The organism is Bacillus sp. FSL W8-0770 (assembly GCF_038008705.1).
Lineage (GTDB): Bacteria > Bacillota > Bacilli > Bacillales > Bacillaceae_G > Bacillus_A > Bacillus_A cereus.
Window position 1 is genome coordinate 330354 of the sequence record NZ_JBBOZR010000001.1, and the last position, 22619, is coordinate 352972.

Sequence of the window (22619 nt, forward strand, 5' to 3'; positions counted from 1 at the left end):
ATTATAACCAATGTTAATTAAATATATCAGTAAGCCCTGCTAGTCAAGTGATTGGCTAGTAGTGAGGGTTAACTGCGGGCAATCCCTAAAGCTGATTGAACTACAACGTGGCTAGAAATAGCGAGCGTGAATGTTGCGAAAGCAGAAAAAATCAATCAGATGGTGCAAGGTTAAATCCTAAACACTAGAACAATGGGTCTTCCGCCTCGAATCATCTAAGTCAAAAGTGATAGGATGAACGTTCAACGACTATCTCGTATAACTGACGAGAGTACATCACAAGCCTATGGTGGTGGAAAAATCCTCTATCTCTAAAGAGATAAACATATAGTCTGCGCTCATGTGAAAACATGAGAAGTTCATAAGAGAACTGGCTAAGGAATTGCGCCCTTAGTTGAACAAGATAAATTTTATTGAATCTATCAAACTTTATTGATTTTATCGAACGTACGTGCTATGTTTGGTTCGATGAGGTGAGAATAATAATGAAATTTTCACGAGTTAGTCAAGTATCGGAATTAACAGGTTTGCATCCGAGTGGTCTCAGGAGAATGCTGGTGGAACACGCTACGATTCAGAAGAACAAATCTTTCATTAAAGGAGTTACATTCTGATGATATTGGCGAAGAAAGTTAGACTGATTCCAACGCCTGAACAAGAAAAAGTGCTTAGAAACCATGCTGGTGCTGCAAGATTTGCTTATAACTATTGTAAAAGAATAAGTGATAGATATTATAAGCTATTTGGAAAATCTGTTTCACAGTTAGCTTTACAGAAACGATTTACAAAGATCAAGAAGCGAAAGAGATATGAGTGGTTACATGACATCAACGCACAAGTTCCTAAACAGGCTTCAAAAGATTTTGACAAGGCGCGAAAACATTCGTTCAAAAAGTACAAAAATGGTTATCACACTTCTTATAAATCCAAAAAAGATTTAATTCAAGGGTTTTATGCCAATTATGAAAGACTGATTATAGGAAAGAAAGTAGTTGATATTCAGTCTATTGGAGAAGTGAAAACAAGCCAACAACTACCAAGAAACAAAAAGCCATCCAATCCAAGAGTTACCTTTGATGGTCGTCACTGGTGGATTAGTGTAGGGTTCCAAGAAGACTTTGAATCACAAGAACTAACCAATGAGTCGATTGGTGTGGATGTTGGTTTAAAAGAGCTGTTTGTAGCTTCTAATGGTACGAAAGAACGAAATATAAACAAAGATGCTAAGGTTAAAAAACTTTTGAAAAGGAAAAAGTCAGCACAAAGAGATATGTCTAGGAGATTTAAAAAAGGTGTAAAAATTCAATCTGCCGGATATGAAAAAGCGAAAGCTGAGCACCTGCGGTTATCTAGGAAAATTACGAATATCCGAAATAACCATATCCATCAAGCAACAGCTAAATTGGTGAAAACCAAACCAATGAGAATTGTTGTGGAAGACTTATCTATTTCAAACCTGTTAAAAAACAAAAAACTATCGAAAGCATTTTCATTTCAAAAATTAAACTTCTTCTTTCAATGTTTGTCATACAAGTGCGAGAAGTATGGCATTGCGTATGTAAAAGCTGATAAATGGTTCGCCTCAAGCAAGATTTGTTCATGTTGCGGCATGAAATACGACCATTCAGTTCAACCAGAAGGACAGTGGAGTTTAAAAATACGTGAGTGGCGTTGTGCTTCATGTAATAGCCATCACGATAGAGATTTAAATGCTTCGATAAATTTATCAAGATGGGTAAAATAAAAGCTTGATAATAGGAGGTAACGATACTGCCTCGTGTGGAGTGTTATACCCCTCGTCCCTTTGGGGCTGCGAGAACACGATGAAGCACTAACTTGTGTGAATTTGATTGAATTGTATAGATTTAGTTAAGTTTATCGTATCGGTGCTATGGAGAAGGTAAAAGCGATATTATTTGATAAAGATGGGACATTAATGGATTTTCATTCAATATGGATAAAAGTAGCTGAAGAACTTGTAGCTGAATGTATAAGTTTATATCATTTACCAAGTACAATGCGGCAGACCTTATTAGAAGAGATTGGTGTAGAGGGAGCATTTGTTAATCCAAGGAGTGCAATAGCTGCTGGAACAAGCCTTGATGTAGCGAAGGGGCTTTGTAATTATATTGAGTCTGCTAGAGAAGAAGAGATGCATCAGTGGGTAAGTGAGAAGTTATTTTCCCTTATGTATGAGCATCGTTCGCATATGAAAATGACAGCAGACTTACCGAAAGTGTTACAGGCATTAAAAGATAAAGGATTTATATTAGGGGTTGTCACGGCGGATGATTTCGCACCAACAGAATTATTTTTAAAACAATATAAGTTGGAGAACTTTTTTGATTATATTATAGCCTCGGATACATTCCCTGCGCAAAAACCAGATAAAAAGATTATAGAAGTGTTTTGTGAGAAATTTAATTTAGCATCATGTGAGGTTGCGGTTGTTGGAGATACGCCAACTGATTTACATTTAGCCCAAAATGGCGATTGCTATGCAATTGGGGTGCTATCTGGTACGGGAGACCGTCCAACATTAGAACCACTTGCTGATTTAGTGTTAGATTCTGTTGAAGAGTTTATTTCTCAATCGGGTGAGTTTTTCTGGGAGAAAGAAAAGTCTAATGTGTAAGGAAAATAAGTCTATAAAGACTCTTAATGAGTCTTTGTAGACTTATTTTTTATGCCTGGATACAAAGAATATAGGATAAATGCTAGAAAAGAAAGTTGGCATACATTTTGCAATAAAAAGAGAAAACAATGTAAAGAAAAGGATGGGGTACGCAATGAACACAAAAAAATTTGCTAAAATAAATGAACAAATTCCAGGACCGAAAGCGGCATCTTTATTAGAACGCCGTCAAAATATAGTACCAAAAGGAGTAAGTAACGGCATCCCAACGTTTGTACAATCTGCAAATGGTGCTCTTGTAACAGATGTTGATGGTAATCAGTACATTGATTTTGCAGGAGCAATTGGGACAATTAACGTAGGGCATTGTCATCCAACGGTTAAAGAAGCGCTCCATAAACAAGTCGATCAATACATTCATACTGGATTTAATGTCATGATGTATGAGCCATATATTGAATTAGCGGAAAAGCTTGCGGCATTGGCACCGGGAAGTTTCGATAAGCAAGTCCTCTTTTTAAATAGTGGTGCAGAAGCAGTTGAGAACGCGGTGAAGATCGCTCGTAAATATACGAAGAGACCTGGTATTATCGCATTTTCTAAAGGTTTCCACGGGCGTACATTAATGACAATGACGATGACAAGTAAAGTGAAGCCATATAAATTTGGGTTTGGTCCCTTTGCTCCAGAAGTATATAAAGCGCCATTTCCATACGAATACCGTCGCCCAGAGGGATTAACGGAAGAGCAGTATGATGATTTTATTATTGAAGAGTTTACGAACTTCTTCATATCGGAAGTAGCACCAGAAACAATTGCAGCTGTTGTAATGGAACCTGTTCAAGGGGAAGGTGGATTTATCGTCCCAAGTAAGAAATTTGTTCAAGAAGTACGCCGCATTTGTTCAGAGAACGGCATCTTATTTGTAGCGGATGAAATACAAACAGGCTTTAGTCGTACAGGAAAATATTTTGCAATTGATCACTATGATGTCGTTCCAGATTTAATTACAGTGTCTAAATCATTAGGTGCTGGTGTACCGATAAGTGGTGTCATTGGACGTAAAGAAATTATGAATGAGTCTGCACCAGGTGAACTTGGTGGAACGTATGCAGGAAGTCCATTAGGGTGTGCGGCTGCATTAGCTGTTCTCGATGTAATAGAAAATGAGAAATTAAATGATAGAGCGATAGAATTAGGAAAAGTCGTAATGAACCGATTCGAAGAGATGAAAAATAAATATCATTGCATCGGTGATGTGCGTGGGTTAGGAGCAATGTGTGCATTTGAGGTCGTTCAAGATCGTAAGACGAAAGCACCTGACAAAGCGTTAACAGCTAATCTATGTACAGAAGCAAATAAGCGTGGGTTACTGTTATTATCAGCAGGAACATATGGAAATGTTATCCGTGTGTTAATGCCTTTAGTTATTACAGATGAGCAACTTGAAGAAGGATTAACAATAATTGAAGAATCGTTGCAAGCTTGTTATGAACAAACAAACATCGCTCGCGTTTAAAAACTGAAGTATAAATAGCAAACATTCTAGCTGACTCTATATTAAATGCAGAAAATTCACTTTATAATAAAGGTAGTGAAGTGGATCGATGGATTTGAAGTTAGGGGTGGCTAGGATGGTTGCAGAAAAGGAACGAGTGTTAATGGATTTAAAAGATGTATTTGAATATGCGTTTGACGAAATTTTTGTTACAGATGAGCAAGGGATCGTTGTGCGTGTAAATAGTACATGTGAAAGGCACTACCAACTAGCTGCCGAAGAGTTAGTTGGTAAGCATGTAAAAGAACTACAAAAGGATGGAATCTTTTATCCATCAGCGACATTAGAAGTGATTGAAAAAAAGAGGCCAATTGAACTCGTTCAAACTACAAAATCAGGAGAGTATTTACACGTTCGTACAAGGCCTGTTTTTGATGATGAGGGAAATTTAAGAAGAGTGATTAGTTATTCTCGCGACCTTACTGAACTCTATCAATTACGTCAAAAGGTAGAGGAAATGGATAATCAGCTAAAAACATATAAAAAAGAATTAAGAGAAACATATGAGCATGAAGGACTTATTTTTAAAAGTCTAGCTATGCAAAAAATAGTCGATACAATCAAAAAAGTATCTGTAGTGGATAGTACTGTTCTCGTTTTAGGCGAGACTGGAGTAGGAAAAAGTCGATTAGTACGCCATTTACATGAAGTGAGTCACCGTAAGCATGAAAGTTTCTATGAAATTAATTGTGCGGCATTGCCAACTAATTTAATTGAATCAGAGCTTTTTGGATATTCAGGTGGGTCTTTTACAGGTGCGAATCGTGAAGGGAAAAAAGGACTATTAGAATCCGCGCATAAAGGAACTCTTTTTTTAGATGAAATCGGTGAAATGCCGCTGGAAATTCAAGCGAAGCTTTTGCAAGTATTGCAAGAAAAAACATTTCGTCCTATAGGCGGAAGAGAATTAAAAAAAGTGGATGTCCGAATTGTGGCGGCAACAAATAGAGATTTAAGCGAGATGGTGAAACAAGGAACATTTCGGAAAGATTTATACTATCGTCTGAATGTCATTCCAATTGCAATTCCCCCGCTTAGGGAAAGAACAGAAGATATTTTGCCGCTTATTTATCATTACTTGCAGCAATTTAATAAAAAGTACGGACGTGATGTGAAACTAGCGCCGAGTACGTTACAAATGTTTGTTGGATATCCGTGGGAAGGAAACAATAGAGAAATAGAGAATGTAATTGAGAGAATTGTTATTACTGTCGATGATGTTGTAACGGTAGAGGATTTGCCACTCTCTATGCAAGAGGCTGCAGTTGAACAATCGGGGCAAAGCCTTTATAAAATGCTGGAAGAGGTAGAGAGAAATATTATTCTTAAAGCGTATAAAACGTATGGATCAAGTTATAAAGTAGCTGAGTTTTTGCAAATTAGTCAATCTGCTGCTACTAGGAAAATTAAGAAGTTCATAGAGGAGGAAGAAAACATTGGATAAAAAGGCGACTTTTGTAAGTATAGATAAAAAGGCGATGTATATAAATGGTGAGTGGATTACACTACAAGAACAAATTGAAGTAAATAATCCTGCGACGAAGGAAATATTTGCAACTGTACCAAAAGGCGAAGTAACAGAGGCAAAGCAAGCTGTTGATGCTGCACATGAAGCTTTTAAAACGTGGTCTAAGTTAACGGCAGCAGATCGTGCAACGAAGTTAAAAAAGTGGTTCATGCTTATTGATGAAAATAAAGAAGAGATCGCAGCGCTTATGACGAAGGAACAAGGAAAGCCGTTTGCAGAAGCGCTTGGTGAAGTAAATTATGCAAATAGTTTTGTTGAATGGTATGCAGAAGAAGGGAAACGTGTATATGGTGAAATGATTCCTGCTTCTCATCCGAATAAGCGCATTTTAGTTATGAAGCAACCAGTTGGCGTTATGGCAGCTATTACACCTTGGAACTTCCCAGCTGCTATGATTACGAGAAAGGTAGCCCCAGCGCTTGCAGCAGGCTGTACAGCCGTTGTGAAACCGGCAAGTCAAACGCCGCTAACTGCATTGAAATTAGCGGAATTAGCCCATGAAGCAGATATTCCAAAGGGTGTAATCAATATCGTAACAGGTAGTGCAAAAGCAATTGCTGATACATGGATGGAAGATGGTCGCGTTCGAAAAGTGTCCTTTACAGGGTCAACGGAAATCGGGAAAGAGTTAATGGCTAGTGCGGCGCAAACGATGAAAAAAGTTTCGCTTGAGTTAGGGGGACACGCTCCGTTTATCGTAATGAATGATGCAGATTTAGATAAAGCAGTAGAAGCGGTGATTGGTTCGAAATTCCGTAATGCAGGACAAACGTGTATATGTACAAACCGAGTATTCGTTCAAGAAGAAGTATACGAAGTATTTGTAGAGAAGTTCCAAAAGGCAGTAGGGCAGTTGAAAGTAGGAGACGGTTTCGGTGACGGAACGACTGTCGGGCCACTTATTGATGAGAATGCAGTTTCAAAAGTACAAGAACATATTGAAGATGCTATTCAAAAAGGTGGAACAGTTTTATATGGTGGTCAAAAGGTCGCAGAGTTAGAGGGACATTTCATTCAACCGACTGTAATTGGGTTGGCAAATGATACGATGCTTTGTATGAATGAAGAAACATTTGGGCCAGTGGCACCAGTTGCGAAATTTAAAACAGTTGATGAAGTAATCGAACGTGCAAACAATACACCATACGGTTTAGCTGCGTATATTTTCACGAAAGACATTAGCCAAGCATTCCAAATTAGTGAAGCATTAGAGTACGGTATTATCGGTCTAAACGATGGTCTTCCATCAGTTGCACAAGCACCATTTGGTGGATTTAAAGAAAGTGGTATCGGTCGTGAAGGAGGCCATTTCGGCATCGAGGAATATTTAGAAATTAAATATATTTCATTGGGATTATAAGTAGTATACTAGAATCTCTATAAGGTAACAGAGAAGGAGATTCTAGTATGGTATATTGGCTATTATTACTTGTTACAATTATTTTTGAAGTAGCTGGAACAATTGCGATGAAATTATCGAATGGTTTAACAAAGCTCGTTCCAAGTGTACTGATTTTTGTATTTTATGGAATTTGTTTTAGCTTATTTGCTATCGTCGTTAAAAAGATCCACTTAAGCATTGCATATGCCATTTGGTCTGGCGTTGGAACGTTACTTATTACAATCATTAGTGTGTACTTTTTTAAAGAGCATATTAGTTTATTTCAAGCATTTTGTATTCTTTTTATTGTTTTGGGTGTCATTGGGCTTAAGGTTTCATCGGCATCATGAAAGCTATCTTTTGTAGAAGATAGCTTTTTTCTATTTGTGCAGTTAACAATTAATACGACAAAATATGACAAGAAAGAGTAAAGCGTTTTGTTATGATACATATGAAATATTGTCTTATGTGGAGGAAAGAGTATGTTAAAAAAGGTAAGTCAAATTGTTTTAATTTTTGGCATAGCTTTTAGTTTAAGTGCTTGCACTGAGACTAAAGATAGTAATGAAAGTAAACAAGAAGATGTTCAAGATAAAGTGTATAAAATAGGGGAGACAGTAGACGTAGATGGTTTGCAAGTAACTATCGATTCAGTTAAATTAGGATATCCGGATTATGATGAGAATAAAAAGAAAGAGGAGATTTTGGGGATTATTTTCAAAGTAGAAAATAATAGTAAAAAGGAAATACCTTTTGCATTTTATGAATTTGAGATTACCGATAAGAAAGGTACAAGATTTAAAGAATATAATAACCCTGATAGCTTTATTAGTAAAAAGTTAGCACCAGATGAAAAAATTCAAGATATCATGCTATTTGACGTAGCGAAAGAAAATACGTATATCGCTACGTATAGACCGGAGTTTACGCATGAAAATAGAACGATAAAATTTGAATTGAGACCAAATAAATAAAGAAACACATTGGATTATCCAATGTGTTTCTTTATGGTAATAAATTTAAAACGCCCAGTTACCTTTACGGAAGATAGGCTCATGTCTGCCATCAGCAGTAATACCGTCAATATCAAGCTCAGCTGATCCAATCATGAAGTCGTTGTGTGTGATACTAGCGTTTGCACCGTTTTCAGCAAGTTCTTCTTTAGACATTGTTTTTCCGCCAACTAAGTTAAATGCATAAGCATTTCCGATTGCAAGGTGGCAAGATGCATTTTCGTCAAATAGTGTATTGTAGAATAAAACATTTGTGTTTGAAATTGGTGAGTCATGAGGTACTAAAGCTACTTCTCCTAAGAAGTGAGAACCTTCATCTGTTTCTACTAAATGTTTTAAAGCTTCTTCACCAGCTTCAGCTTTATAGTCTACGATACGCCCGTTTTCAAATGTTAACGTGAAATTATCGATAATATTACCTGCAAATACTAACGGTTTTGTACTAGAAACTTGGCCGTTTACACCTGTTTTAAGTGGCATTGTAAATACTTCTTCAGTTGGAATATTAGCCATAAATGGTACGTTCTTTTCATTTAAGCTACCAGCACCAGCCCATACATGTTTTTCTGGAAGTTCGATTGTTAAATCTGTTCCAGGACCTGTATAGTGAAGAGCTTTATAATGCTTTTCGTTTAAGTAATCCACTTTTGTATGTAATGTTTCATCATGTTCTTTCCATGCTTCTACAGGATTTTCTAAATCAGCACGAGTAGCTTTGAAAATAGCATCCCATAACTTGGCTTCTTGTTCTTCTGGCGCTACGTCAGGGAATACTTTCGCAGCCCATTCTTTCGTAGGAACAGAAATGACACACCAGCTTACTTTATCTGCTTGTACGTAATCACGGTATACTTTCATTGCTTCTCCAGCTACTTTATGAGCTGTTGCGATACGCGATGGTTCTACACCTTTTAATAAATCAGGGTTTTCTGCATAGATAGACATAAATGCAGCGCCTTCTTTTGCTAATTCTTCACGAGCATGTGCTTTCCAAGATGGAAATTCAGCGAAAGCTTCTTCAGGAGCTAGATCGAATTTTAAGCGTGTTAACGTCTCATCATTCCAATCTACATATACGTGTTTTGCACCAGATTTATATGCTTTTTCTGTAACGAGGCGTACAAATTGTACAGCTTCAAGAGGTGCACTAATTGATAAAGTTTGTCCAGGTTGAATATTAACACCAACATTAACTGCAAGAGCAGCATATTTCTCTAACGTTTGTTCAAATGACATATGTATAATCTCCTTTAATTTGAAAGATTTCTTACTATATATAATACAAGAAAATTCTAAAAATATATATAAATATAAAGTAAAAAGAGAGCTCAAAATGTATTGAGCCCTTATATTTACTTAATTGAAGAAGCAAACTGCTCTACAGTCGTTGTATGGTGTATACGAACGCGCTTCATCTTTAACAATTCATCAGGTTCACCCTTCGTAATGAATTGCCCAGGCTTTGTCGTCGTCGCAAATTGATAATACTTCTTCGTTTCTGTAACAACCTTATCATCTACATGACCGAATGGATAAGCAATCGCGATAACAGGCTTACCTGTTATTTTTTCTAGCTTTTCTTTTGAACCTTTTAACTCTTCCTCATAGTTTGTAATTTTCGGTAAGTCTGCATGTGTTGCAGTATGAGATTGCACCGAGAAAATGCCGGAATCAACCATTTCTTTTATTTCAGAAGTAGACAATGCTCCTTCTACATCAACGTTATCAACAATCATATATTCTGTTGCTGCCGGTTTAAAAGTATCATCTTTTAGCTTTTGTAAAATGCGAAATGCATTCATATTATTTTTCATACCGTCATCAAATGTAACGAAAATCGGTTTATTTACTTTATTTATATCGCCCCAGCGTTCAAACGTTAAAAGCGTATAACCATTGTCCTTTAAATGTTTCATTTGTGCTTCAAAGTTAGCTGGTGATACGAATAAGTCTTTAATGCCTTGACCATGATAATCATCAATTGCGTGATACATAAGAACAGGAACCTTTTGTTCGAAAGTAATAGTAGATTTCGTAAGCGGGATTGTTTTCCCATCTTCTTTCATTCCTGTTGCTTCAATTTGGAACTCACCGCGTTTTCCTTCAAATTCCTTTATATCAAAAGGAAGTGTGAATTGTTTCTCTTTTTCTTTAGAAGAAAAAGATTTAGCACTTTCCTTGCCATCAGCTGTGCGCCAAATTTTATATTGTACTTCATTTAAAGAATCTTTTATGTCTGTAATATGAATACTTGTGTTTGTAGATTCGTGTGTAACTGAATTATATGAGATTTTACCTTGTTCTTGCACAGTCTCTTCTTGTTTCTTAATCCCTTGAGCCGTTTTCTCTTTTTTAGGTTCTGGACTTACATTGTTAGTATTACAGCCTGCTAGAATGGCAGACGTACATAAAGCAATTGCTGCGTATTTTCTCATAAAAATCACCTTCTATTGTGTAGTATGTTGCATATTGACATTAAAATCCCCACCGCTATAAGAGTGGTGGGGATATACCCTTGTTCATCATATCATTTGAAGAAAATGAGGGGAATATGATTTTTAGGAGGTTATTAATGTAATAGATTAGTGACTTTGAATAGATGTGTTTTTTTGTTTCTTATTAGAATTAATAATAATATAACCGACTACAAAGATAAGAGGAATAATGAAGACATAGATAGGCATTCCCCATACATAATAGCTTTTCAGGGTTAAGACTAGTAAATGTAAGAAATCGAAAAGGGCGTGAATTTTCATAAGGTCCTCCAATGTTTTTTACAAATTATAACATTTAATACTTGTTATTTGTATAATTTGGAAAGTTATTTAAGCTAATTTTAAAGTAAGAAGAATACATATTAATATGCAATTTTGCATAAGGATATGTATTTTATTAAAATATAAAGATTTTATACTATAATGAAAACCGCTATAAAACTAAGTAAGAATAATGTATGGAGTGGAGAATAGAAATGAAATATAAAAAAATAATATATATCTTTTTCATATCGCTATTTATAGTTGGTTGTCAAAGTGAAGTGAGTAAAGCGAATAGCGTGGAAGAGTATATTCCATCGCATCTTATGAATGCGGAAGTGACGGCGGATATTATGACACTAGAATTTCCTTATGAGATAAAAGAGAAATTAGAGAAAATAGGAAATAAAATGAGCGATAGTATTACAAATAATTTAGATTGGTATTTGAAGTATGCCGAAGAAGAAATTATACCGAAAAAAACGTTTCCTTATCATCAAAACTTAGGTATTACAAAAGAAGAATATGATTTTATGATAGATAAAATGAATAATGCAGAATATGTAAATACCAAAGACGGAAAACTCTTTTTTAAACAGAAAGATCATGAAATTCAAATTCTCTCTGATGAAAATTTGAAGCTAATTAAAAATATTCGAATTGATACAGAGAAGAATATAATTAAAACTCCTTTAGGAGAATGCGAATATGAAGGTGAAATAAAGGCGTCGGATGAACAAAAAGCTACTGGTCCATGGAGTGGGAAGATGTGGACTTTAAAAAGCGATGGATTACTTTATCATTTTTCATTAGGAAAGTTAAAAAACATAAACAAATCTATCATTTACATTTCAATAAAAGGTATATATAAAGATAGGATTATCAATACAGAAGAAGCAGTTGAATTTCACTCGGTTTCATAAAGAATCAAAAAAACACCTTACTTGTTAAAGTAAGGTGTTTTTTTATTAAATAAACAATCCAGCGATTGTCGCAGATAAAATAGAAGCAAGTGTTGATGCAAATAGCATTTTCCAACCAAATTTAGAAACAACGCTTCCTTGCTTTTCAGAAAGGGCACGGATTGTACCAACGATTGCACCAATTTGGCTAATACTTGCGAAGCTAATTAAGAATACTGTAACGATTCCAACTGTACGTGGAGCTAATGTTGTAGCTGTGTCTTTTAAATCAAGGATTGCTACAAACTCGTTTAAAACAATCTTCGTACCCATAATACCACCAGCTGGGATAATATCTTGAGTTGGAATACCCATTAAGAATGCGAATGGAGAAAGTACGTAACCGAAGATTTGTTGTAAAGTAACAGCATGTCCCATTGCGCCTGAAGCTGCACTAATTACGTAGTTTACAACTTCCATCACACCGATAAAGGCGATCATTAATGCGGCAACGATACCAGCTACTTTTAAACCATCAAGCGCACCGTTAATCATTGCGCCGATAAAGCTGTCTCCGAATAGAGTTCTATCAAATTTCTGAATCACTTCATCTTCTTTCTTCGTATCAACTGGTGTTAATAACGAACAAACGATTAAGCTTGAGAATAAGTTTAGCGGAAGAGCTGCCAGTACGTATTTTGCATCTAACATCATTACGTATGATGCTGTAACAGAAGCAGAAACGGAGCTCATCGCAGAACAACAAATGATAAACATACGGTTTTTATTGAAATGCTGTAAATCGTTTTTAATAACGATTAACGCTTCACTTGAACCGAAGAATACAGAGTTTACTGCGTGGAATGACTCAACACGTGGTAAACCAGTAATTTTTGAAATAGCACCGCCGACAACGCGAACGATGAATGGTAAAACACCTAAATAACTAAAGATTGAAAGTAGTGCTGAGAAAAATACGATAATTAATAATACGTTTAAGAAAAAGACAAAATCTCTGTGAATTCCATTAAAGAGAAAATCGACACCTGTCGTACCAAGTTTAATTAGTTTGTTGAAGACTTTACTAATGAAAATAATGATTTGTTGACCAATCTTTGTAGCAAACATAAACCAACCGATTAAAATTTGGAAACCAATCATAATTGCAATTGCACGGAAGTTGATTTTACTTTTGTTGTTTGACAAAGCAAAACATAAACCTAACACGGCAATAATACCGATAATGCTCATTACATATTGCATGTAGTTGCCCCTTTCAGAAGTTCGTATAAAGTTTGTACATAAAACGCTCGTTATATTACTAAAAATAAAGGAATGAGGTTTTATGTCATACGTAAGATGTCTGACCTTTTAGAAAAATAAAAATAAAAAAAGACCCATATGGATTCACTTTCATCTATGAGAGAAAGCTAATCAATATGAGTCCTTTTTTGCGCATAGGCTAATATTCATTAGTTTTCCCCATAGTCCAGCAATTTAAGGTTGCCGGGTAGAAACTCTCGATCCATATTATCAAGTATATATGAGGTAACATCGTCCGTATTAAATTAGTAGTAGCGTAACATTAACAGAGAAGTATCGTCAATAGCTTTTTTTCTTCCAATAGAAAAAGACCATATAAGTATGATAAAATGTAACGCAGTGTTATGAAAAAGAGAGGTCGGAAAATGAGTACTAAAATGACGCCACCAGTTGAGAAAAACGAGTTTATAGATGTAGTATTTGAAGATTTAACACATGATGGTGCCGGTGTTGCGAAAGTAAAGGGCTATCCTATTTTCGTTAAAAACGGATTACCAGGTGAAGAAGCGCAAATTAAAATTATTAAAGTGAAGAAAAACTTCGCATTTGGTCGTTTAATGAAGCTTCATACAGAAAGTCCATATCGTAAAGATGCTGAATGCCCAGTATATAATCAGTGCGGCGGTTGTCAGCTTCAGCACTTAACTTATGAAGGACAATTACAAGCGAAAGAAAAACAAGTACGTGACGTTATGCAGCGTATCGGAGGACTAGGTGATGTTCCTGTTCATCCTGTACTTGGCATGAAGAATCCGTGGGTATACCGTAATAAAGCACAAGTACCAATCGGAGAACGTGAAGGCGGACTTGTAGCTGGTTTTTATCGCCAAGGAACGCATGACATCATTAATATGGAATCATGCTTAATTCAGGCAGAAGAAAACGATACATTAATCCAAGAAGTAAAACGTATTTGTGAAAAGCACGGTATCACTGCGTACAACGAAGAGCGTAACAAAGGAACACTTCGTCACGTAATGGCTCGTTACGGACAAGTAACAGGGGAAATTATGCTTGTCTTCATTACGCGTACAGCAGAATTGCCGAACAAAAAAGCAATTATTGAAGAAATTGCAGCGAAATTCCCAGAAGTAAAATCAATTGTTCAAAACGTAAATACGAAGCGTACGAATGTAATTTTCGGAGACAAAACGACAGTACTGTACGGATCAGAATACATTCATGACTTTATCGGTGACATTAAATTTGCGATTTCAGCACGTTCATTCTATCAAGTAAACCCAGAACAAACGAAAGTGCTTTACGATAAAACGTTAGAATACGCAAAATTAAATGGTAACGAAACAGTAATCGATGCCTATTGCGGAATCGGATCAATCTCGTTATTCCTAGCGCAAAAAGCGAAAAAAGTGTACGGCGTTGAAATCGTCCCAGAAGCAATCGAAGACGCAAACCGAAACGCAGCACTAAACAACATGACAAACGCTGAATTTGGCGTAGGAGAAGCAGAAGTAGTCATTCCAAAATGGTACAAAGAAGGCGTAATCGCCGACACAATGGTCGTAGACCCACCGCGTAAAGGCTGTGACGAAGCATTACTAAATACAATCATCGACATGAAGCCAAACCGCGTCGTATACGTATCATGTAACCCAGCAACATTAGCACGTGATTTAAAAGTACTAGAAGAAGGCGGATATAAAACGCAGGAAGTACAACCTGTTGATATGTTCCCGCATACGACTCATGTGGAGTGTGTGGCTTGGCTTAAGTTGGTATAATAGGAAAGCAGTTGATATAGGGGAAATCTATACCACCTGCTTTTTGGTTTACAAAAATACCATTCATAAGCGATTTTAGTTAAAATAAATATTGCTGATTTTCACAAATTATAAATTAAGATTTTGAAATTGTATTCATAGTGAGAGGATTTGAATTTGAAATGATAGATAATTTTTGGCGTGAATTACCACGACCATTTTTTGTACTTGCACCAATGGAAGATGTGACAGACGTTGTTTTCCGTCACGTAGTAAGTGAAGCAGGTCGTCCGGACGTATTCTTCACAGAGTTTACAAACTCGGATAGCTATTGCCATCCAGAAGGTATGAAAAGTGTACGTGGCCGTTTAATTTTTACAGAAGATGAACAACCGATGGTAGCACATATTTGGGGAGACAATCCTGAATACTTCCGTCAAATGAGTATCGGTATGGCAGAGCTAGGATTTAAAGGTATCGATATTAACATGGGTTGCCCAGTTCCGAACGTTGCATCAAGAGGAAAAGGTAGTGGCCTTATTCTACGTCCAGACGTTGCAGCAGAACTTATCCAAGCAGCAAAAGCGGGCGGACTACCTGTCAGCGTAAAAACACGACTTGGCTTTAAAGAGTTAAGCGAGTGGGAAGATTGGTTAACGCACATTTTCAAACAAGATATTGCAAACCTTTCTATTCACTTACGTACAAGAGAAGAAATGAGCCAAGTAGATGCGCATTGGGAACTAATTCCGGAAATTAAAAAATTACGTGACCGTATCGCACCAAATACGTTAATAACAATCAATGGAGACATTCTTGATCGTAAAATGGGGCTGGAACTTGCTGAAAAATACGGCATTGATGGCGTAATGATCGGACGAGGCATCTTCAAAAATCCATTTGCTTTTGAAAAAGAGCCAAGAGAGCATAGCAGTAAAGAGCACCTAGATCTTTTAAGACTACAACTTGATCTTCAAGATCAATATGCAGAAGTACTGCCACGCTCAATCACAGGGCTTCACCGCTTCTTCAAAATTTATGTAAAAGGCTTCCCCGGAGCTGCTGAATTGAGAAATCAATTGATGAGTACGAAATCGACTGATGAGGTGCGTGCTTTGTTGGATAAGTTTGAGGATAGTGTTGGTGTGGCTCAGGATAGTGAGACGGTTTAACTTTTAAGCACTTAAATCATTTCATATGTAGTGCATGACATGAGTGAGTTGAAAATAAGTGCAGAGCTGGAAAAGAACAGTGTATTTGAGAAATCAAAACACTGTTTTTTTCTTTTAGTTAATGTTAAGAGAGAAATCTTTTTATAGGCATATAAAAAACATGTAAGAGCTCTGTAGATACAATGATAGAGAAAAGTTCGGGTAAGACTATAAAACATATCTTTAAAATGTTAAAGTATTAATTTAGTGGACAATAACTAAAAGGCTAGATTAAACATGATAATTTAAAGCAGGTTATAGCATAAACTTTAACCGCTGAATAAATAATCAACATTTCAGGAGGGAAACCCAATGGCAATGAGCAACAACGATATATTAAAAAGAGTACGATACGCTTTAGATATAAGAGATATAGATATGGTGGAAATCTTTAAACTTGGCGGGATGGAAGTAACGAAAGAAGACGTAGTTGATATGCTTACAAAAATAAAGAGAGCTCCTCAGCATGAAGCTGAAAATGATGAGGTAGCTGAAGATGAGTACGTAAAAACATGCGATATGATGATGTTAGAGGCATTTTTCAATGGATTTATTACTTTAAAAAGAGGGAAGCAAGATCCGAAACCAGGACAACCGGCACCTGTACAAAGCAAGGAGAGTGCTAATAACCTTCTTCTAAAGAAAATGAAAATCGCACTATCTTTAACGAGTGAGGATGTACTTGATATATTAGATAGCGTAGGCGTTACGGTAACAAAAGGAGAGTTAGGCGCTCTATTAAGAAAAAAAGGTCATAAAAATTACAAAGAGTGCGGCGATAGATACGCAAGGAATTTCATTAAGGGATTAGGTGTAAAGTATAGAGGATAATGAGTTCGTTAAAGCAGTAAATGATATAATAGGTAGAGTAGGACGTTTGTATCCTACTCTTTTTTATTTGTAAAATAATACGCTAGGTGATGAAATGGTACATACATATTTAGGTGAGACAATTAATTTTCATATAACTTATAAGAAGAAAAAGTCCGTGCGTCTTTTTGTGGATTCGTATGGAAATGTGGAAGCGCAGGCTCCGAAAGGGACACCTGTTGAATACTTAGTCCAGTTGCTAGAGGAGAAGTGGGATTGGATTCAGACAACTCGTAAGGAAATGGCGGAACGAGCGCATGGACCACAGGAAAAGGATTATGATCAAGGAGAGGGCTTTTTGTATTTAGGGAATACGTATCCGATACAGATTTCCCAAGATGCAAGCATTGAGCAAGACAACGCAGTATTTGAAGGGGATAAGTTACATATTTATGTGAAAGAGCTTAAGGATGAGAAAATACAACAAGCTTTAAAACGATTTTACTATAAGCAGTGTAAATCTTTAGTAGAGAAGAGTATTAAAGTGCATCAAAGTAATTTCAAAACAAAACCACGTTCTATTCGTATTACAGATAGTAGTCGTACTTGGGGTACTTGCGATTCGAATTTACAACTAACATTCAATTGGAAGCTAGCAATGGCACCACAGCGAGTAATTGACTATGTAGTTGTTCATGAAATGTGTCATATGGTTCATTTAAATCATGATCGATCTTTTTGGCGTCTTGTCGGGAAGATAATGCCTGATTATAAGGAAATGGAGAACTGGTTAGCTTTATCTAGTTGGAAGATGACGGTTTAATGTTGCGCTTTGTATAGGTTGCAATTATTGTCAATCTTTGTCGGTAAGTCGATATATTTCGAAAATCGCTGATATATTTGAAGTTGCGCCGATATATTTCGAAAATCGCTGATATATTCGGAGTTGCGCCGATATATTTCGAAAACCGCTGATATATTTGGAGTTGCAATCGATATGTTCAATGAAGAGAAAGTAAAAGGAGAGGTCACAGCAGACATCTCCTCTTTTCGAGTATATAGATTATCGACCAAACTTCACAACAAAATCCCCATCCACTTTCGCCATCTCATACCCACGATACCCCTCCAAAAGCAAAGCCTGCTGTCCACTAGCATCACTCATTAGAATACTTTGAACATCCGTCAAATCGCTTTCTTTATCTCCGCGCAATTTCTTCACAAAAACATACCGCAGACTACCACCATACTTTTCCTTCAGCGCAGCAATCTCCATTCCTTGCGCAAATTTATCCTTCAAGCTCGGAATGTTAAAAGGAGCAACGGTGCAGCATACGTAATCATATTTGCTGTCTTCTTTTTGCAATTCTTCCATAATGACTTTCGCTAATATTTTTTGCATCCCATTTCCTCGGCAGTTCGGATGAACGTTTGAGATTTCTTGATAGATGACGCGGTGCAGTTCACTTTCTGATAGACCAATATCAAGCCCTAAATGTTCATCGTCGATAGGAGGGACGAGTAGAGCGCGAAATGCGATGAGTTTGTTTTCGATAAAAGCACCGATCATCATGCCGTTTCCTTCTAGAATGTATTGAAATTCTTCTTGTGAGAGTGGTTGTAAACGACTTTTATCTTCTAGTGCTTCAATTACGATGTTTTGTAGTGATAAAATTTGTTCGATGTGCTCTAGTGATAGTAATGTAACGTGAAATGATTCGTTATTTTGTTTTAATGTTCCTTTGTATAGAACCGTCATATGATAGTCCTCCTTTAGCGTACAACGTCTTGAAAGACGGTTAGTTCTTGTAGTGTATCTTCGTTTATTTCAATGCCGAGTCCGGGCTTTTCGTTTAAGCGAATGAATGGTACATCGTAATGTAAGTTTCCAATGTCTTTCGTGAATTTTAATGGTCCTGTTAGCTCTACGCTCGTAATGATTTTCTTTGAGAAAGCGACATGGAATCCTGCGGAAGAGGCAACAGATGATTCGACCATTGATCCCACTTGGCATTCAATGCCGGCCATTTCAGCTTGATGAGCGAGCTTTACAGCTGGATGTATGCCACCGCATTTCATTAGTTTTATATTCACTTTATCAGCAGCTTCTAATTTAATAATTTGGCGCATTTCACGAGAACTTTTTAGTCCTTCATCAATCATAAGCGGGAGGTCCGTCTTAGAACGGATATGAGCCATGGCATCAATATCGTCCGCGATAACAGGTTGTTCAATCCAGTCAATGTTTAAATGTCCTAATGAACGCAGTGCTGTTAATGTGTTTGCGCTATTTTTCCAGCCTTGGTTTACATCAACGCGAATAGCGATGTCATTTCCTACGCGTTCTCGTACAGCTTCAATACGTTTCACATCTTCTTTTACATTCGTACCAACTTTCATTTTGAAAGATTGGTAACCTTTTTGAATCATAGAAGCAGCTTCTTCAGCCATATCTTCAGGATCGGCAATACTTAAAACGTGAGTGACAGGGAATTCTTCATGATAGCGCCCGCCAATTAATTGATATACAGGTTGATTTAGTTTTTTGCCCATTATATCAAAACAAGCAATATCAATTGCAGCTTTCGCTGTTGGAACACCGTAAATTGTATTGTCCATCATGTCGTGTATTTTTTCGATATTCATTGGATTTTTCCCGATTAGAGCAGGGGTTAGCGTATGTTTTAAAGTATGGAAAGTACTTTCCCATGATTCACCTGTGACGTGATCATCAGCAACGCCTTCACCGTAACCGATAATACCTTCATCTGTTTCCATTTTGACGATAATAGAGGGCATATCAGAATAAGAGCCATAACTAATAACAAACGGATTGCGAAGCGGTAAACGAATTGCGTAAAGATGAATAGCTGTAATTTTCATTGAATAGAAACCCCTTCCTGTTTACAATAGTTTTGTACATTTGATATAGTTGACGTTAAATAGTCGTTAATTAATGATAAGGAGTTAGAGAAAATGATGATAAAAATTGCAGTTGTCGGTTCAAAGGAGTTTATGGAGAACCTTTTTCCTATTGCTCAAAAATTAGAAGGAATAGAAATTGATCCATATATTTACCTTCATCCGGCGGAATCTTCTGAATTATTAAAGTGTCTAAAGCCTTGTGATGTCATCTTTTTCTCAGGTGCTTTACCTTATTATATGGCAAAAGAAATAAGAGAACAATTACGAATTCCAAGTACATACTTACAGCAAGACGAGACAACTGTCGCATCTTCAATTCTTTCTATCATGTATCATCAAAGTATTCAACCACATAACATTTCCATCGATTTAGTAGACCGCTCGTTTATTACAAATGTGTTCCATGATATTGGTATAAAAGAAAGCCCGCAAGTGTTGGATTATGAAAATATGCTGTGGAGTAAAGATGAAATAAATAGAGTTATCGATTTTCATGTAGCTAAATATCAATCTGGAGAGGCTCATTTAGCTTTAACTAGTATTCACGCTGTTTACGATGAGCTTCAAAAAATAGGTGTTCCTTCAGAGCGTATGATTGATCCAACACAGTCCATTATACATGGGCTAAAAGATGCAAAAATAAAAGCTGAGTTAGCAAAAAGCTATTCAGCTACTGTTGGTGCCTGTATTATTTCTTCCTTAGAATTACGAGCGAGTTTGCTTGAAAAACTAGATGTCATTTCAAAAGAACTACGTGGTTCATTTAAACAAGTGGATGAAATGACATGCATTTTGTATACAACTCGTGGTGATATCGAATCAATTATTAAAACAAATGCGATAGATAACTTGTTTGCGAGCGTAGAAGGAACGATAGCTATTGGATTTGGTTATGGGAAAACCGTGAAAGAGGCGGAGCAAAATGCAAAAATTGCTCAAAGTTTTGCAAAGAATAATCCAATAGATCGTTGTTTTTATATACTAACAAGTGATAAAGATTTGTTTGGTCCGTTCCCGAAAAAACAGAGAGTACAAAGTTTGAAAAATGATAATCCGGAACTAATGAAAATAGCGAAGGAAACGAAGCTTAGTCCGGCCAACTTGTCAAAAATCATTCAATTTAGTCAATCGCATCCGTCATTGAAGTTTACAGCAGCTGACCTTTCTGAGTACTTACAAGTGACTCGAAGATCGACAGAAAGGTTGTTAAAGAAATTAGTTGATTACGGGTATGCTCATATTTGTGGCGAGGAAATGCCCTATCAACAAGGGCGACCTCGCGCACTATATGAACTGAATTTACCGCTATTTTTAAGCTTCTAGTTGAGCTTTTTGTTTCTTTAGTAATTCTGTTTTTTCAATGTCTGATAGTTTTACAATTGTGAAGCCTGTTATGCCATAAATGATTGAGATAATAGGTACGATGAAATTCAAAATAGCATAAGGGGCATATTCAAATGCACCTACGCCAAGTGTAGCGAGAATAAATACACCGCACGTATTCCAAGGAACGAAGACAGAAGTTAATGTTCCGCCATCTTCTAATGCTCTGGATAAGTTTTTTGAATGTAGTCCTTTTTCTGTGTATGCATTTGCGTACATTCTTGAAGGGACAACAATTGAAATATATTGTTCAGAGCAAGTAAGGTTTGTTGCAAAACAAGATGCGATAGTAGAAGCGATAAGCCCTTTTGCTGATTTCGCTAACTTTAAAATTTGATTTACAATTGAGCGAAGAATACCTGTATGTTCTAATACTCCTCCGAAAGTCATAGCGACAATTGTCATAGAGACTGTATTCATCATCGAATCTAAGCCACCGCGGTTAAATAGTTCGTCTACTAGCTTGTTTCCAGTGTCTATAACAAATCCAGCTTGGAGTGCACCGACAGATGCTGAGACAGAACCACCTTGAATAAAGACTTGTGATAAAAATCCTAAAATAATACCGACGAGAATCGCTGGTATAGCAGGGACCTTTTTTGCGACCAATACCATAACGACTACGGGTATAATGAGTAGGAAAGGTGAGATAACAAAGTTTTGTTGCAATACTTGTAACGTTTGATCGATGCTCTTCGCATCAATATTGTTAGCGCCGAAGCTTCTTCCTAAGAGAGCATAGACGATAAGAGTAATAATTAAACCTGGAACTGTAGTAAATAACATGTGACGAATGTGTGCGAATAAATCTGTATTTGTTAATCCTGCGGCTAAGTTAGTTGTGTCTGAAAGCGGTGACATTTTATCGCCAAAATAAGAGCCTGAAATAATGGCACCAGCAACCATTGGAGCTGGGATTCCCATACTTAGGCCAATTCCCATTCCAGCAACACCAATTGTCCCCATTGTAGACCAAGAGCTACCAATTGCTAATGCAACGATAGAACAAATGACGGTAATGGAAACTAAAAATAGTGATGGAGTTAAAAGTTTTAAACCGTAATAAATCATCGTTGCGACGATTCCACCGCCAATCCAAGCACCAATTGTTAAGCCAACAAGAATAATAATGACGATAGCAGGTAATGCAAGACGAATCCCTTTATACATTGCTTCTTCAAGATCATTCCATTTGTAACCGTAACGCCAAGCGACAATAGAAGCAACGGTTGTACCGATAATAAGTGGAACGTGAGGGGTTTGTTTTAATACAACAATTGTAACCATCATAACTGCAACGGTAATGATAATAGGGATAATCGCTATTCCAAAGGGTATTTCTTTTTTCATAAAGTTCCTCCTTGTTACGTATGTTTGTTTGTATTTTTAGAATTGTCGTAAAATAGACGTTTATTAGGTTATGATAACTAAAAGTTTATGTAAGCGTCAACATAAAAAACAGAAAATAAGGAA

General features: G+C 36.6%; 20 protein-coding genes and 1 riboswitch. Of the genes, 14 read left to right on the forward strand and 6 right to left on the reverse strand.

What is annotated here, in order from left to right; translation table 11 throughout:
• The first annotated feature begins 485 nt into the window (after positions 1-485).
• From NST27_RS01810 to NST27_RS01845, 8 genes are all read left to right on the forward strand, one after another.
• Positions 486-614, forward strand: coding sequence for a hypothetical protein (locus NST27_RS01810; protein ID WP_000672782.1), 129 nt, complete (start codon positions 486-488; stop codon positions 612-614).
• Positions 614-1744: an RNA-guided endonuclease InsQ/TnpB family protein gene (locus NST27_RS01815; RefSeq protein ID WP_000599308.1), complete on the forward strand. Its 1131-nt coding sequence runs from the start codon at positions 614-616 to the stop codon at positions 1742-1744. The genes NST27_RS01810 and NST27_RS01815 overlap by 1 nt, the downstream gene beginning before the upstream one ends.
• 147 nt (positions 1745-1891) lie before the next feature.
• A complete protein-coding gene (locus NST27_RS01820; protein WP_000416670.1) occupies positions 1892-2635 on the forward strand; it encodes an HAD family hydrolase in 744 nt (247 codons plus the stop codon).
• Positions 2636-2789: 154 nt separating this feature from the next.
• Positions 2790-4154, forward strand: coding sequence for a 4-aminobutyrate--2-oxoglutarate transaminase (gene gabT, locus NST27_RS01825; RefSeq protein WP_001092997.1), 1365 nt, complete (start codon positions 2790-2792; stop codon positions 4152-4154).
• 115 nt (positions 4155-4269) lie between these two features.
• Positions 4270-5637, forward strand: coding sequence for a sigma-54 interaction domain-containing protein (locus tag NST27_RS01830; protein ID WP_000225137.1), 1368 nt, complete (start codon positions 4270-4272; stop codon positions 5635-5637).
• Positions 5630-7081 carry an NADP-dependent succinate-semialdehyde dehydrogenase gene (gene gabD / locus NST27_RS01835; protein WP_000358120.1) on the forward strand — a complete coding sequence of 484 codons (1452 nt, stop codon included), beginning with the start codon at positions 5630-5632 and terminating at the stop codon, positions 7079-7081. Before NST27_RS01830 ends, gabD begins: the two co-directional genes overlap by 8 nt.
• A 47-nt stretch (positions 7082-7128) precedes the next feature.
• A complete protein-coding gene (locus NST27_RS01840) occupies positions 7129-7452 on the forward strand; it encodes a DMT family transporter (RefSeq protein WP_000263257.1) in 324 nt (107 codons plus the stop codon).
• Between the two features lie 132 nt (positions 7453-7584).
• The gene (locus tag NST27_RS01845) at positions 7585-8076 is read left to right on the forward strand and encodes a DUF4352 domain-containing protein (RefSeq protein ID WP_000915110.1); all 492 of its coding nucleotides are present in this window, start codon (positions 7585-7587) and stop codon (positions 8074-8076) included.
• A 45-nt stretch (positions 8077-8121) separates the two neighbouring features.
• Here NST27_RS01845 and NST27_RS01850 read toward each other — a convergent pair whose 3' ends face one another.
• Together NST27_RS01850 and NST27_RS01855 are read right to left on the reverse strand one after the other, a co-directional pair.
• On the reverse strand, positions 8122-9351 hold the full coding sequence (locus NST27_RS01850; RefSeq protein ID WP_000007357.1) for an aminopeptidase: 1230 nt from the start codon (positions 9349-9351) through the stop codon (positions 8122-8124).
• A 116-nt stretch (positions 9352-9467) separates the two neighbouring features.
• Positions 9468-10550 (reverse strand): polysaccharide deacetylase family protein, encoded by a 1083-nt coding sequence (locus NST27_RS01855; RefSeq protein WP_001233713.1) that lies wholly within the window; start codon positions 10548-10550, stop codon positions 9468-9470.
• A 536-nt stretch (positions 10551-11086) separates the two neighbouring features.
• Here NST27_RS01855 and NST27_RS01860 point away from each other — a divergent pair.
• A complete protein-coding gene (locus NST27_RS01860; protein ID WP_000875597.1) occupies positions 11087-11794 on the forward strand; it encodes a hypothetical protein in 708 nt (235 codons plus the stop codon).
• Between the two features lie 45 nt (positions 11795-11839).
• Here NST27_RS01860 and NST27_RS01865 read toward each other — a convergent pair whose 3' ends face one another.
• On the reverse strand, positions 11840-13036 hold the full coding sequence (locus tag NST27_RS01865; RefSeq protein ID WP_001200484.1) for a NupC/NupG family nucleoside CNT transporter: 1197 nt from the start codon (positions 13034-13036) through the stop codon (positions 11840-11842).
• Between the two features lie 202 nt (positions 13037-13238).
• Positions 13239-13340: riboswitch (purine riboswitch) on the reverse strand.
• Between the two features lie 121 nt (positions 13341-13461).
• Here NST27_RS01865 and rlmD point away from each other — a divergent pair.
• The 4 genes from rlmD to NST27_RS01885 all read left to right on the forward strand — a co-directional run bounded on the left by rlmD (position 13462) and on the right by NST27_RS01885 (position 17661).
• Positions 13462-14838: a 23S rRNA (uracil(1939)-C(5))-methyltransferase RlmD gene (gene rlmD, locus NST27_RS01870; protein ID WP_000105028.1), complete on the forward strand. Its 1377-nt coding sequence runs from the start codon at positions 13462-13464 to the stop codon at positions 14836-14838.
• A 161-nt stretch (positions 14839-14999) separates the two neighbouring features.
• The gene (locus NST27_RS01875; RefSeq protein WP_000566708.1) at positions 15000-15989 is read left to right on the forward strand and encodes a tRNA dihydrouridine synthase; all 990 of its coding nucleotides are present in this window, start codon (positions 15000-15002) and stop codon (positions 15987-15989) included.
• 351 nt (positions 15990-16340) lie between these two features.
• Positions 16341-16859 (forward strand): YehS family protein, encoded by a 519-nt coding sequence (locus NST27_RS01880; protein ID WP_001251728.1) that lies wholly within the window; start codon positions 16341-16343, stop codon positions 16857-16859.
• Positions 16860-16953: 94 nt separating this feature from the next.
• Positions 16954-17661: a M48 family metallopeptidase gene (locus NST27_RS01885; protein ID WP_000233734.1), complete on the forward strand. Its 708-nt coding sequence runs from the start codon at positions 16954-16956 to the stop codon at positions 17659-17661.
• Between the two features lie 240 nt (positions 17662-17901).
• Here NST27_RS01885 and NST27_RS01890 read toward each other — a convergent pair whose 3' ends face one another.
• The gene (locus NST27_RS01890; protein WP_000217576.1) at positions 17902-18597 is read right to left on the reverse strand and encodes a hypothetical protein; all 696 of its coding nucleotides are present in this window, start codon (positions 18595-18597) and stop codon (positions 17902-17904) included.
• A 14-nt stretch (positions 18598-18611) separates the two neighbouring features.
• The gene (locus NST27_RS01895; protein ID WP_000704490.1) at positions 18612-19721 is read right to left on the reverse strand and encodes a mandelate racemase/muconate lactonizing enzyme family protein; all 1110 of its coding nucleotides are present in this window, start codon (positions 19719-19721) and stop codon (positions 18612-18614) included.
• A gap of 93 nt (positions 19722-19814) precedes the next feature.
• On the opposite strand from NST27_RS01895, the gene NST27_RS01900 reads away from it, so the two are divergent.
• The gene (locus NST27_RS01900; protein ID WP_000972807.1) at positions 19815-21086 is read left to right on the forward strand and encodes a hypothetical protein; all 1272 of its coding nucleotides are present in this window, start codon (positions 19815-19817) and stop codon (positions 21084-21086) included.
• Here the strand turns inward: NST27_RS01900 and nhaC are convergent.
• The gene (nhaC, locus tag NST27_RS01905; protein ID WP_000711521.1) at positions 21075-22496 is read right to left on the reverse strand and encodes a Na+/H+ antiporter NhaC; all 1422 of its coding nucleotides are present in this window, start codon (positions 22494-22496) and stop codon (positions 21075-21077) included. The genes NST27_RS01900 and nhaC overlap by 12 nt on opposite strands.
• Between the last annotated feature and the right edge of the window lie 123 nt (positions 22497-22619).

Excerpts from the sequence above, each read along its gene's own strand:
- NST27_RS01810 (WP_000672782.1), top strand. The coding sequence starts at position 486 with ATGAAATTTTCACGAGTTAGTCAAGTATCGGAATTAACAGGTTTGCAT.
- NST27_RS01815 (WP_000599308.1), top strand. The coding sequence starts at position 614 with ATGATATTGGCGAAGAAAGTTAGACTGATTCCAACGCCTGAACAAGAA.
- NST27_RS01820 (WP_000416670.1), top strand. The coding sequence starts at position 1,892 with ATGGAGAAGGTAAAAGCGATATTATTTGATAAAGATGGGACATTAATG.
- gabT (WP_001092997.1), top strand. The coding sequence starts at position 2,790 with ATGAACACAAAAAAATTTGCTAAAATAAATGAACAAATTCCAGGACCG.
- NST27_RS01830 (WP_000225137.1), top strand. The coding sequence starts at position 4,270 with ATGGTTGCAGAAAAGGAACGAGTGTTAATGGATTTAAAAGATGTATTT.
- NST27_RS01840 (WP_000263257.1), top strand. The coding sequence starts at position 7,129 with ATGGTATATTGGCTATTATTACTTGTTACAATTATTTTTGAAGTAGCT.
- NST27_RS01845 (WP_000915110.1), top strand. The coding sequence starts at position 7,585 with ATGTTAAAAAAGGTAAGTCAAATTGTTTTAATTTTTGGCATAGCTTTT.
- NST27_RS01850 (WP_000007357.1), bottom strand. The coding sequence starts at position 9,351 with ATGTCATTTGAACAAACGTTAGAGAAATATGCTGCTCTTGCAGTTAAT.
- NST27_RS01855 (WP_001233713.1), bottom strand. The coding sequence starts at position 10,550 with ATGAGAAAATACGCAGCAATTGCTTTATGTACGTCTGCCATTCTAGCA.
- NST27_RS01860 (WP_000875597.1), top strand. The coding sequence starts at position 11,087 with ATGAAATATAAAAAAATAATATATATCTTTTTCATATCGCTATTTATA.
- NST27_RS01865 (WP_001200484.1), bottom strand. The coding sequence starts at position 13,036 with ATGCAATATGTAATGAGCATTATCGGTATTATTGCCGTGTTAGGTTTA.
- rlmD (WP_000105028.1), top strand. The coding sequence starts at position 13,462 with ATGAGTACTAAAATGACGCCACCAGTTGAGAAAAACGAGTTTATAGAT.
- NST27_RS01875 (WP_000566708.1), top strand. The coding sequence starts at position 15,000 with ATGATAGATAATTTTTGGCGTGAATTACCACGACCATTTTTTGTACTT.
- NST27_RS01880 (WP_001251728.1), top strand. The coding sequence starts at position 16,341 with ATGGCAATGAGCAACAACGATATATTAAAAAGAGTACGATACGCTTTA.
- NST27_RS01885 (WP_000233734.1), top strand. The coding sequence starts at position 16,954 with ATGGTACATACATATTTAGGTGAGACAATTAATTTTCATATAACTTAT.
- NST27_RS01890 (WP_000217576.1), bottom strand. The coding sequence starts at position 18,597 with ATGACGGTTCTATACAAAGGAACATTAAAACAAAATAACGAATCATTT.
- NST27_RS01895 (WP_000704490.1), bottom strand. The coding sequence starts at position 19,721 with ATGAAAATTACAGCTATTCATCTTTACGCAATTCGTTTACCGCTTCGC.
- NST27_RS01900 (WP_000972807.1), top strand. The coding sequence starts at position 19,815 with ATGATGATAAAAATTGCAGTTGTCGGTTCAAAGGAGTTTATGGAGAAC.
- nhaC (WP_000711521.1), bottom strand. The coding sequence starts at position 22,496 with ATGAAAAAAGAAATACCCTTTGGAATAGCGATTATCCCTATTATCATT.